This is a genomic window from Lysinibacillus sphaericus, assembly GCF_002982115.1.
Classification (GTDB): Bacteria; Bacillota; Bacilli; order Bacillales_A; family Planococcaceae; genus Lysinibacillus; species Lysinibacillus sphaericus.
The window spans coordinates 4,271,181-4,283,890 of record NZ_CP019980.1; the positions used below are offsets into that span (position 1 = coordinate 4,271,181).

The window sequence follows — 12,710 nt, forward strand, 5'->3', positions numbered from 1 at the left end:
TTAGATCTGCGCCTAGATTTATTTACTTTCTATGAGCCAAGCTCCATTCGTTAATCGATTCTATTTGAAAGTGGCTTACCCTGCCCATATGCCATTAGTGCATTGACATTAAGCATTAGCATAGCTGTTCTTGTCTTTAAAGATGCACTACCAATATGCGGTAATACAACAACATTTGGTAGGGTTAATAGTGGATGATCCAATGCAACTGGTTCCTGTTCAAAAACATCTAGACCAGCAGCCCATAGCTTGCCATTTTTCAAGGTGTTATAAAGGGCATTCTCGTCAATAATACCACCACGAGACGCGTTAATTAATACCGCATCTTCCTGCATTAAGGCAAGCTCCTTTGCACCAATTAAACCGACCGTATCTTTATTATAGGGTGTCATAATCACAACAAAATCAGATTTTGTTAAAAGCTCTTCAAGTGATGCATAGCAAAACCCATACATTTCTTCTGCTTCATGGCGACGTCTACGGTTATGATATAAAACTTTCATATCAAAACCTTTTGCTCGTCTTGCAACAGCCTGCCCAATCCGCCCCATTCCGATTATTCCAATTGTTGCGCCTGATACATCTTTTCCAACTAATTGCATAGGGTACCAGCTTTGCCATTTACCTTCACGTAAATAACGCTCGCTTTCTGGTATTCTACGTGCTGTAGCTAGCAATAAACCGAATACTAAATCAGCCGTCGTATTAGTTAACACACCAGGAGTGTTTGTTGCCATAATGCCTCTTTTACGTAATGCTGGCACATCAATATTATTAAAGCCCACTGCTAAATTTGTCACAAGTTTTAAATTGGGGGCGTGTGAAAGCAATTCCTCATCGACTTGATCCGCTATCGTTACCCACAAAACTTCACAGTTTGCAACGGCTGCTAAAAGTTTTGCGCGAGGTATAACGGTCTCCTCTTCCTCCCATTGTTCAATATCATAATGCTCCTCTAAAGGCTCGACAAACTGAGCCGGGAATTTACGTGTAATAAACAATTTCTTTTTCATCATCCAACACCCCTTATTCGTTTCCCCATTTTGCCTATAGCGTAACACTAATATGGGAAGGTCACAAGCAAGCTTTTACATTGATTTTCCCCACTAGATCCCTTTTTAAAAAGCGTTTTATTACTTTTTCATTCCATCCTTCTTTTTAGTAAATCTATCCTTCTGTTCAGGCATTCTATCCGTTCGCTTCAAAAATATTCCATCTAAATTCCGACAGTTCTAGGCAAAAAAATCCCTTTTGTTGTACCTAGCTCAAAATAATATTAAAAGGCATCAAGTAGTTGAACTTAATACCTTTAGTCATGTTTATGCTTTTTTATAGAAAATGAATTTTATATCCAATTGTTAATTGTAGTAAAATGCGGTGATTGTGCTACTTTTAACGAGCAGCAAAATGCTACGTGTTCCGTTAGAAATCTTTAATGGTCGTATCTAGACGACTCGCAACTCGTTCTAATTCCTCGGAAGATTCTCCAATGGATTCAATGACATTCGCCAATTCCGTTATTTGACTTCCGACATTTTGAAAGTTGACAATAGAGCCTTCCACCGAGCCGGATATTGCGTCAAAGGCTTTTAATGAATTCAAGTTTTGCTCGATACTATTATTAACAAGCACTTGAATTTCTTGAATGGCTTGTACAACGTGTTTTGTAATCCCATTGGACATACCGATTAACTCCGCAATTTGCTCTACAGATTCTTTCGTTTGGTCTGCCAGCTTACGCACCTCATCTGCGACAACTGCAAAACCTTTTCCATGTTCTCCAGCTCTTGCAGCTTCAATTGCTGAATTCAATGCTAGTAAATTGGTTTGTCCAGAAATGTTTTTGACCATTTCAATAACATTATTTATTTTTGAAGAGGAATGATTGAGTTCCTCCACCATCATTGCCATTTCAATCGTTTTATCATTGATTTTGCCTGTTTGCTCATTTAACAATACGATTTTCGAATAGCCTTCAGATGAAACCTTTTGCATCATTTTAGCCTCATCGATACTGTCTTTTAAGTATGCATTCACTTGCTTTGTGCTAGAAATAAGCTCCATTACTGACTCATTTGTCTCATGTGACTGTGCCTCTAATTGCGTCGAAATCCCACCCACTATATCCTTTACATGTGTCCGGACACTCATTCGTTGCTCTTCTATTAAAGAATTGGAGTAGTTATTATATTCTTCTAGTACAATCTGTTGTTCGAAATTACACATTTTACTTACTGCATCACAATACTTCTCTTCTTCTTCTTTAGACAAATATAAATTATAAACAGTCTTGCGCAAAGATTTTTCTAAGTTTTGAAACGCAGCTAAATACCATTTGGGATATAAGTTAATTTTTACATGCATCTTGCCTACATTTCGCCTTTTTTCTATAAAGGCATTATCTATTCTTCCTTCAAACATTTCAATTATATGGTGGCGAAGTGTTTGGCGAAGGCGTTCACTCGAACTGTACTTTTGAATAACATCCCGTAAAGTCGGTACACTCTCAACAGCCTTATAAAATGTTTCAACAATATCCACAACATTTTGTTCGATATAAGGCTTTAAACTTTTTATTAACTGCAAGTCCTGTTTTGTGAGATTGACAAGGTGTAACTGTAGCAAACGTTCCTGATCTTGAATAATTACACCTGTATTTGACACATCATTCATAACAATTGTATTTTGCTTAGGTCTATTTCTAAATTGAAACATCTCTCCACCCCATAAATTAAAATATTATGTCTATTCTTTTTGAATGTTAAAACCTATTAGCTAAAATAAGTATTATGACCTTTTCTATTATTGATTATAAAGTGTATGTAATAATAGTTACAATAGTTCGGTAAATTTTATCTACTATACCACGATTTTACACTAATTTCACCCTTTTTATATATCCTTATACCTAATAAATTTTATATATATTATTATCAATTTGACAATAATAATGTTTAAGTAGTACTTATTCTAAATAAAAAGTTGTAAAATCAAAAAAAAGCCACTCATTGTTGTGACAAATGAGTGACTTTTTAATTACATAAATATAATAACACTAAGAATTGCTGCTAACACTAAACGATAGATTGCAAATGGCATTAGTTTTACTTTTGAAATAAGTGCCAAGAAAAACTTAATGGATAATAATGCGAATACAAATGAACTGATAAAACCAACTACATAAAACCCTAAATAATCCATTGAAAGCGTATCCCAGTTTTTCAATACTGATACAAGACTGGCACCTGCCATTATAGGAACTGCCATAATAAATGTAAAATCAGCAGCTACACGGTGACTAATCCCAAAAAGAACCCCACCTGAAATTGTTGCACCTGAACGAGAGAATCCTGGCCATAACGATAAGCACTGTACTAAACCAACTTTAAACGCCATGCCATAAGAAATCTCATCTAATGAATTAACTTTTGGTCTTCTTGGAGCCAATTTATCAGCCGCAATCATTAAAATTGACCCTGCAACTAATGCATAAATAACATGCTCTACTTTAAATAAATGGTCATCAATAAAATCTTTAAAAGCAAAACCTAGCACTACTGCTGGTAACATACCAACAATCACGTGCATTAAGTTAAAACGACCCGTCATCGATTTTGACTGTCCATCAATATTATAGAGACCAACTAGACTTAGCATACGCTTCCACATGACCACGATAACCGCTAAAATTGACCCTAGCTGAACAACAATTTTAAACGTATTAGCTGGATACTTTCCTAAAAACTCTTCTGTCTTCAACCACATATCATCGACAATAATCATATGACCTGTAGATGATACTGGTGCAAACTCTGTCATTCCTTCGACAAAGCCTAAAATAAGTGCCTTTAATAATTCTATTATCTCCACATTGTCACCTTACCTTTTAACGTTATTCTACTTTTGTTCTACGCGGGGGAATCAGAGCTTCCGCAACATAAAGAAATGCCACAAATGATAAAAAGGCTCTGTGTACGTTCCATTGACAATCACCTAGACTACATTCTTTTGTGCCCACGATATTTGAAAGACTTAGCTTTAAGCGATTTTTGCGCACACCAACTTATTATAAGCTACTCCTTTTTCTTATACTACCTCTTTTACTGAAAAGTAATATCAACTACCCATAGCTCAGAGCGACTGCCGATGCGCATTGGTGGTCCCCAAAATCCAAAGCCCGATGAAACAAGTGTATGCATTTGTCCCTTCAGCTTATAACCATAATCTAGTTCAAATACACGTGCCGTAATATACTGATTCGGCCATAGCTGCCCTTTATGTGTATGTCCAGACATATGAAGGTTTACCCCTGTACGCGCAGGTGTTGTCAAATCATCTGGTGTATGATTCATAACAAACCAAGGCAACTGGTCGCTCAATTTCAAAGCTTCAAGATGTTTCCTTTCTTTATTCGTTTTATCTTCTTGGCCTGTTATTATAAACGCATTGTTCACTCGAATTGTTTCATCTCGCAAAATTTTAACACCAGCTTTTTTCATTTCTTCTACAAATTCGGGAATTTTCTTTCCGTAATATTCGTGATTACCAAGTACTCCAAACACACCATAAGTCGCTGTTAGCTGTTTCATTACTTCAGCCATTCCCTCTTGAACAAACCATTTTGGATCATCATCCACAATATCTCCTGCTAAAAAAACCACATCTGGCTCCGCTTCATTTGATAACTTAACAAAACGTTGTAAATGCTTTTTGTTTGATAGCACGCCTAAATGAAAATCCGATGCAACGACAACACGCATCGAGGATAGCTCACTATCCTTTTGAGGCATTACAATATTTAAATGCCGGACAACTGGAGAGTATGCAAAATAAGAACCGAAAACCCATAATATAAAGAACATAGCAACTGCTAAACTACCAATTATGCGAATATTATGAAATGGTGTTAGCCACATTACAAGCTGTACAGTTAAACATAATAACAAGCCATATTCAAATATAAACATCCAATAGTTACCGATAACTGAAAATACGCGTAAAGACTCATGTAGCCTGCCGATAATAATGCTAAAAGAAACAATATAAAGTATGAGCCAATAAAAAATGGGATAGTGAAACCAATTCATTGCGTCAAGCCATTGCTTGATGCCCCAGCCCAAATAGAAAGTTAAAGCGCTATATATACTTATAACAACAAATCCTACAACAATTTTTGCCATATAGTAGTCCTCTTCTTTCATATATTCATTGTGATTATAGCATTCCATATAAGAATCGTATTTTTAAAAGCACTTTTATTTTGCACTGTATTTCAGTAACATTATAGATGTACTAGAAAATTTTTGCATAAACGAGCTAATAAAGGGGTGTTGTCTCAATGGGGAAGTACAAATTTGAATCAACTGAGCATGAGTTATTCCGTAAAACATTACGTAAGTTTTTAGCTGAAGAAGCAGAGGTACACTATGATCAATGGGAAAAAGATCACCTTATTCCACTAGAGTTTTGGCACAAGCTCGGACAATTAGGTTATTTATGTCCTCAAGTTGAAGAAGCGTACGGGGGCCTCGGGTTAGATTTCAGCTTTGGTGTTATTATTCAAGAGGAGTTAGAACGCGTAGGTTCAAGCCTGATTGGTGTCGGTTTGCATAATGATATCGTTGTGCCGTATATCGAGGCATATGGAAGCGCTGCGCAAAAATCGCGTTGGCTTCCAAAATGTGTAACAGGCGAGACGATTACTGCGATTGCTATGACTGAACCAGGAACAGGCTCCGATTTAGCCAATATCCAAACAACGGCTATTCGCGATGGCGATCATTTTATTGTCAATGGTCAAAAGACTTTTATCACAAATGGTATTCATGCAAATTTAGTGGTGGTTGCCGTAAAAACAAATCCTCATGCAGAGAAAAAGCATCGAGGTATTAGCCTTATCGTGATTGAGGAAGGAACACCAGGCTTTACAAAGGGACGCAAACTTGAAAAAGTAGGAATGCATGCACAAGATACAGCTGAACTATTTTTTGAAGATTGCCGTGTCCCAGTAGAAAATTTACTCGGGGAGGAAGGAAAAGGCTTCACCTATATGATGGAAAAGCTCCAACAAGAGCGTCTAGCTGTTGCAATTGCTGCCCAATCAGCAGCAGAAGATATGCTTGCTTTGACGGTTGATTATGTGAAATCACGTCAAGCTTTTGGAAAATCCATTAGTGACTTCCAAAATACGCAATTTAAAATTGCTGAAATGGCCACTAAAATAGAACTTGGCAAAACTTTTTTAGAATCCTTAATTGAAGAGCATATTGCGGGTCAAGATGTTGTGACAAAGGTCTCTATGGCGAAATACTGGATTACCGAAAATGCACGCGACATAGCAGCCCAATGTATGCAGTTACACGGTGGCTATGGCTATATGGAAGAATATAAAATTGCAAGACGTTATCGTGATATACCCGTAATGTCAATCTACGCAGGCACAAATGAAGTAATGAAAATGATAATTGCCAAAAATATAGGCTTATAAAAGCATTGTCGCTCCGAGCCAATGTGACTAGAACAAAAGGAAAAAGTGTTAGATTGCTTTAGTCAATCTAACACTTTTTTGCTATGCCGTTGTTGTCCGCTTTGGCGGTGCTTTCCGTTCAGCTTAATGCCGCACCCCTCACTAACACACGTCGAGCAATCCTTCACTATAATCAATAAAGCTTCTCTCATATGAGTGGATATTTTACCAACACAGCTCCTTTGGCAACGTATTTCTTATCGCAGACGCTTTGAAGGCGAGGGAGTTTAATGTCACCGTAACATTTTTTAGCATAGGAGGAGGATAGGATAACTAGCAAGTTTACTAGTTGATTGGAGTGGAAGGTGCGACACTTCTGCAGGAACAGCACGAGCTGAAAATCCATTTTTTGTGGCGGATGCTACAAAAATTAGTTGACGCAGTGCCTGCGGAAAGGGAGCGCTTGGAACGGAAATCAACGCTTTACCAAAATTTAAGCAGCGGCAAATAGATATGCCGCTGCTTTTTTATACTGCTGGAATTCGTACAATTACTTTAAATAAATCTCCATCTACTTCTATACTCATACGCGCTCCGTGCAAATCAACAATAGATTGCGCAATGGCTAAACCTAAGCCTGAGCCTTCTGTATGACGCGATGCATCGGCTCGCTTAAAGCGTTCAAACAATTCATCAGCATTTTCGCTTATTTCATATTTCGCAACATTTTTCACCGTGAATTCAGCATCACCATTTGCCACTCTTTTTAACGTAACATAGACACGTGTACCTTCTAATGCATATTTCAATACATTGACGATTAAATTATCAATCAATCTCCACCATTTTTGCCCGTCCACATAAGCGTAAATCGGCTCATTCGGCATTGTCATACGCAAGTCTAAGCGTGCCTGTGATAAATCCTCCTCATGCTCTCCAACTGCTTGCTGTACAAGCTGTGTGACATCCACACGACTTCGATGGAGCTCAATATTGCCACTCGCCATTTTGGATACTTCAAACAAATCCTCGATTAGCACTTTTAAACGGTCTGATTTTTTATCGAGAATATGAATATACTGCTTACGCTCCTCTTCCGTAATATCTGGATTTTTCAATAAATCCGTATACGTAATGATTGAAGTTAAAGGCGTACGTAAATCATGGCTAACGTTTGTAATAAGCTCTGTTTTTAAGCGTTCACTCTTTGCCTGCTCATGCATTGATGTACGAACACCTTCACGTAAGTGATTAAGATTTTCGGCATGAGCTGCTAATGGGGATTTCCCCTTCACTTTTACATCTCGATTAAGTCGCCCTTCTGCCATATCCTTTGTATCTTTCATAATGCGATTTAAATAGCCCATTTTAGATAGGAAGACAACCATTGCTGGGATACCAACAATCCCACAGATGCCGAATACCATAACCGGAAATCCTCCGCCCATAGTAACACTCGCAACAAAACTACCACCACCAAAAAAGGCAGCTGCGACCATGACAATCGAGTTTAGTGCGATTGATCGATTTAAAAATAAATCAGTCATGGATTCTCCAATTCCCCATAAATAACTGTCTTGTGCATGTTCACTTAGCTTTTCAACAGTATTAACGCGACCATATAACCAAATAACTTGCACGAAAAACGCAACACCAATAATGATCAAAATCAATGCTTTAAAAGCAAAGTCAATTAAAAAACGTACATAATTGTATTGATACATATATTCAATTGCTTCAAATGCAGCATATGAAGAAAACCAATAGATACATCCTGTAATAAACAATATGACAATTTGGATATCAATGCGAAACTTCGCTAGAGATTCTTTTTCTTTTAGTGCCCCAATCGTTGGCAGCAATTCTTTCCGCCCTTTCCAAGCAAAGAATGCCGCGATAAGACTTGATATCCAAATCATAAAGAACATATATTGATTGCGTTTAAATCGGTCATAGCCTTCCATAATTGCTGCGGATTGGGCTGCTTTTTTAGAAATCGTAATCGTCCCAGTGTAATCAGTCATTTCATTTAATACGTCGGATTCGATGTATACATCTGAACCGTATAATAAATTACTTGAATTGTTACTAATACTTCCTGTTCTTAATGGCGGTTCTATATATGTTTTTTTGTATACATTACTGTCAGTAATATTTCCTGAACGATAGGTTTCACCATTTTCATCTGTTAATTCATAAGAAAAATAATTATAATTTTTTGCGAAATCTTTTGCTTCATCTTTTACAGATTTTATATATTTATCAATTAGCGCGCCCTTTTGCGCCACAATTTTCTTACGAACATATTCATCATCTTCAAAGTTTTTCGTAATATCTTTTATTTTGGCATCTTGCTCATTTTCAAGCTTTGTCTTTAAATCATTGGCATTATTGTCAGCTGCTTCTTGAATACGAGACTCATATTGACTTTTTATATTGTCGATTTGCGTGCCGAGTGAGCCATAATAATTTCGATGTTCCTCAATTTCATTTTGCGAAACTGTAATCTTGCTCTTCAATTCCTCTGCGGTTGGTATATTTAACGCGAGCGGTCCTATTTCTGCTAGGAAATTGTCCAGTTCATGTTGAAATTTTTCAGATTGAAAATAAGATTTCCCTACATACTGATAACCAATTTTTGAAAATGTAAACACACCGAATATAAACCACGTTAAACAAATAATTGTAAGAAGAGGTTTCCAATTTTTCATCATGTTTTTAACGCTCCTCTAAAAAATTTTTTCAAAAAACTGTAGCATTTCGGAGGAGCGAGCATTGACCATTTGATAGGCATAAATACCGAAATAAATTAGACCGATTACACCTGCCACAAATCCTGCTATCGTGGCATACTTTTCTATTTTATTTTTCCATTTTATAGCCAACGCCCCACACCACCTTTAAGTAACGTGGATTTTTCGGATCCGCTTCAATTTTTTCCCGTATTTTTCGAATGTGGACTGCTACAATATTTTCTGCATTATAAGCTTCCTCATTCCAGACACGTTCATAAATTTCTCGAATCGAAAACACACGCCCTGCATTTTTCATTAATAATTCTGTAATTTTGTATTCAATGGGTGTTAAGCGAACTGGTTCGCCTTCTAACACTACTTCCTTGGCATCTTCATCTAGCACTAAACCATCAATTTCCACCTTCGCAACCCCGTCATGATACGTCCCAAGTTGTACATAACGACGCAATTGTGATTTAACACGCGCCAACAGCTCTAGTGGATGAAATGGCTTTGTTACGTAGTCATCTGCCCCAACAGATAACCCATGAATCTTGTCTCCATCTTCAGCTTTCGCACTAAGCATAATAATTGGAATATTGCGTTCTGCTCGTATTTTAAACGTTGCAGTGATACCATCCATATTGGGCATCATAATATCTAAAATAATCAAATGGACTTCATTGTTTTCCAGCTTTTCAATCGCTTCCACACCATCTGCTGCCTTAATAACATGATAGCCTTCATTTTTTAAGTAAATTTCAATACCATCACGAATATCTTGATCATCATCTGTTACAAGAACTGTTAACTTCGTCATGATATACACCTCGCTCTCAATTAATAGTGTACAGTTTAAATCTTAAAAACCAACTAGGATAAAAATGAAGAATTTCTTAAGCTTTTACCTATTGTTCATCCTTATTTATTTTTTCTTCCAGTCAATGTTAGAACCACAATTCCTCCAAGCAACATGGCTACACCTACCCAAGATGTTGAACTTAGATGTTCTCCAACTAGCAATACCCCGAGCATAGCGGCAGTCAATGGCTCTGCAAGTGACAACGTTACAGCAGAGGACGAGCTAATTTTCTGGAGCCCACTTAAAAATAATAAATACGCTATGCTTGTACACATAACGCCCATAAAAATCATTGTCCATAAATTTTGCATCTCTGCAAGCCAGCTAAAGCCACTACTGATGGAAAACGGTAATAACAATACTGCACAAATCGAAAATGTCATCGCCACTGCAGGCAATGCTTCCTGCTGCGCCATTAATTGTTTACTCATATTTGTGTACACGGCAAAAGATAATCCTGCACAAACGGCTAGCCCAACCCCGCCTAAATGAATAGCACGCTCACCACTATTGATGAATAATAAAATACAACCTGTAATCGTCATGATTGTGGCAATACCCCATATTTTAGAGGGGCGTGTTTTCCAAAATAACCACTCTAGTACGCCTGAAAACATAGGAGCACTCCCAATTGTCACAACGGTTCCAATCGCTACACCTGTTAAACGGATGGAAGTAAAAAAAAGACCTTGGAATAAGGCAATACTTGCGGCCGCTAATATTGTCCATTTCCAGGACCATGTCCGAAAAGAGATTTTGCGTATTAACACGGCTACGACTAATAATAAACCCCCTCCAATTGCTGAACGAATCGTCGCTACAGCGATGGGAGATACACCTTTATCTAAAAAAGTTTGTGCTGTCCCTGTCATTCCCCATAAAATAGCTGCTAGAAGAACAAAAAAATATGGATAGACCATTGCTTATCCCTCCTGCCTATAACACGATTACTACTAACTATACAGATTTATCCAAAATCAAACAATTCCCAATTTCCTTTCCTTACATTAATCCATCATTATGCTTTCCATTCGAGAGAAGGTATAATAGGTACATCAAAAGGAGCGACCGCTTATGTATAAAACTATTGAAGAAACAGCCATTGATCTTGGCATGCCAGAGGAGCAAGTACTACGACTTGTTTATGAAGGACGCATCCGTTCCATATATGATGGTCATCAATTACTAATTAACAGTGCACAATTTAGCACCTATTTTGAACAACTAGAACGGATAAAAGAAGAAATAGAAATTTGGCGTAACACACCCATTCCTGAAGATATCGACGTTAAAGATGAAGACTAAAGACTAAAAGTGCCAGTCACCCAAACAATTCAAAATTGTTTGAGTGACTGGCACCACATACTTAAATACTTACAACGAACCCAGCGCGTTTACCGATAATTTCAGCGTAGTCTTCCACCATCACGCTTGCTGTTGGATACATGCCTGCACCTGGTCCTACCAATGTTAATGTACCAATATAGTTTGTTTCTAGCGCAACCGCATTATTAACATCATCTACTGGATAAAGTGGATGCTCTTTATCTACTAGTTGTGGCCCGACTTTTGCCACCACTTTACCGTTCGCTAATTTCTCCACTTCGGCTACATGGCGATAACGTAAGCCTTTTTCACAAGCATCTTTCACCTGTTCAGCAGAGATACAGTCAATACCAATTACTTCAACATCAGCCCAATCTGGTTGTTCACCAAATGCTAAAGCACTTAAAATCATTAGCTTTTTAAAAGCATCTTGACCAGACACATCATTATAAGGATCTGCTTCTGCATACCCTAAGTTTTGTGCTTCTTTTAAGGCTTTCTCGAAGGACCAGCCTTGCGCACGCATTTTTGTTAAAATATAGTTTGAAGTGCCATTCAAAATACCTTGAATTCGACTCACATCATTTACAAGCAAAATATTTTTCATCGTTTTGATAACAGGCACACCACCTGCTGTAGTTGCTTCAAAGCCAACGAAAACACCATTTGCCTTTGCAAGCTCCTGTAACTCTAAGCCACGTTTGGCAAACATCACTTTGTTCGCTGTAATCACATGACATTTATGTTCAACCGCACGCTTTAAATAGCCAAATGCCGGCTCTTCATTGACAATCGCTTCGAATACAACTTGCATGCCAGGCTCTGCTAACACTTCATCCATACTCGTTGTCATTAAGTGAGCTGTGCCCGGAACACGTTCACGACTAGCATCCGTTACTAATATTTTTGCTACTTCTAACTCAATGCCTAATTTATGTTTTAGCTCTTCACGCTTTTCATTTAAAATATGATAAATCCCTTGACCTACAGTTCCAAATCCTAAGATCGCTGCCTTTATAGTTGCCATACTTGATTCCCTCCAACGTACATTTCTCCAGTTTTCTCTCTATATAAAGTTTGTGCCTACAAGCACATATTCAAATAATTCAAAATTTAACCTAAAGAAAATTGTAACGCAAATAAATACATTGCACAAGAAAAATCTTTCTAGGATGGACATTTGTTTTCTCTAGGCGTGCAAAAGAAATCGGTTTCATTGCCTTTATTATACGTTTTTTTTATAAATCTATAATTTTTGAACAAATATTGACGATTCTTTTATAAAAAAAATGCCTTTCTTCTATTATATATGTACGAAGAT

11 protein-coding genes are annotated in these 12,710 nt (G+C 37.3%); 2 read left to right on the forward strand and 9 right to left on the reverse strand.

All coding sequences use genetic code 11. The annotated features are described in order from the left end of the window. Positions 1-50: 50 nt before the first annotated feature. From LS41612_RS20820 to LS41612_RS20835, 4 genes are all read right to left on the reverse strand, one after another. The gene (locus LS41612_RS20820; protein WP_024362751.1) at positions 51-1,013 is read right to left on the reverse strand and encodes a 2-hydroxyacid dehydrogenase; all 963 of its coding nucleotides are present in this window, start codon (positions 1,011-1,013) and stop codon (positions 51-53) included. A gap of 409 nt (positions 1,014-1,422) precedes the next feature. Then, positions 1,423-2,715: a globin-coupled sensor protein gene (locus tag LS41612_RS20825; protein ID WP_024362750.1), complete on the reverse strand. Its 1,293-nt coding sequence runs from the start codon at positions 2,713-2,715 to the stop codon at positions 1,423-1,425. A gap of 321 nt (positions 2,716-3,036) precedes the next feature. After that, positions 3,037-3,870 carry an undecaprenyl-diphosphate phosphatase gene (locus LS41612_RS20830; protein WP_024362749.1) on the reverse strand — a complete coding sequence of 278 codons (834 nt, stop codon included), beginning with the start codon at positions 3,868-3,870 and terminating at the stop codon, positions 3,037-3,039. A gap of 230 nt (positions 3,871-4,100) precedes the next feature. After that, the gene (locus tag LS41612_RS20835; RefSeq protein WP_024362748.1) at positions 4,101-5,180 is read right to left on the reverse strand and encodes a metallophosphoesterase; all 1,080 of its coding nucleotides are present in this window, start codon (positions 5,178-5,180) and stop codon (positions 4,101-4,103) included. A gap of 158 nt (positions 5,181-5,338) precedes the next feature. Between LS41612_RS20835 and LS41612_RS20840 the strand changes: the two genes are divergently transcribed. Continuing rightward, positions 5,339-6,487 carry an acyl-CoA dehydrogenase family protein gene (locus LS41612_RS20840; RefSeq protein ID WP_024362747.1) on the forward strand — a complete coding sequence of 383 codons (1,149 nt, stop codon included), beginning with the start codon at positions 5,339-5,341 and terminating at the stop codon, positions 6,485-6,487. Between the two features lie 506 nt (positions 6,488-6,993). On the opposite strand, the gene LS41612_RS20845 is transcribed toward LS41612_RS20840, so the two are convergent. From LS41612_RS20845 to LS41612_RS20855, 4 genes are all read right to left on the reverse strand, one after another. Further along, entirely contained in the window at positions 6,994-9,180 is a 2,187-nt protein-coding gene (locus LS41612_RS20845; RefSeq protein WP_024362746.1) for a sensor histidine kinase, read from the reverse strand. Between the two features lie 15 nt (positions 9,181-9,195). Continuing rightward, entirely contained in the window at positions 9,196-9,351 is a 156-nt protein-coding gene (locus LS41612_RS23385; RefSeq protein ID WP_162832719.1) for a hypothetical protein, read from the reverse strand. Further along, the gene (locus LS41612_RS20850; RefSeq protein WP_024362745.1) at positions 9,329-10,021 is read right to left on the reverse strand and encodes a response regulator transcription factor; all 693 of its coding nucleotides are present in this window, start codon (positions 10,019-10,021) and stop codon (positions 9,329-9,331) included. The genes LS41612_RS23385 and LS41612_RS20850 overlap by 23 nt, the downstream gene beginning before the upstream one ends. Positions 10,022-10,122: 101 nt before the next feature. After that, positions 10,123-10,983, reverse strand: coding sequence for a DMT family transporter (locus LS41612_RS20855; RefSeq protein ID WP_024362744.1), 861 nt, complete (start codon positions 10,981-10,983; stop codon positions 10,123-10,125). 154 nt (positions 10,984-11,137) lie between these two features. Between LS41612_RS20855 and LS41612_RS20860 the strand changes: the two genes are divergently transcribed. Then, entirely contained in the window at positions 11,138-11,368 is a 231-nt protein-coding gene (locus LS41612_RS20860) for a MerR family transcriptional regulator (RefSeq protein ID WP_024362743.1), read from the forward strand. Between the two features lie 61 nt (positions 11,369-11,429). Here the strand turns inward: LS41612_RS20860 and LS41612_RS20865 are convergent, their stop codons facing one another. Beyond that, positions 11,430-12,416 carry a homoserine dehydrogenase family protein gene (locus LS41612_RS20865; RefSeq protein WP_024362742.1) on the reverse strand — a complete coding sequence of 329 codons (987 nt, stop codon included), beginning with the start codon at positions 12,414-12,416 and terminating at the stop codon, positions 11,430-11,432. Between the last annotated feature and the right edge of the window lie 294 nt (positions 12,417-12,710).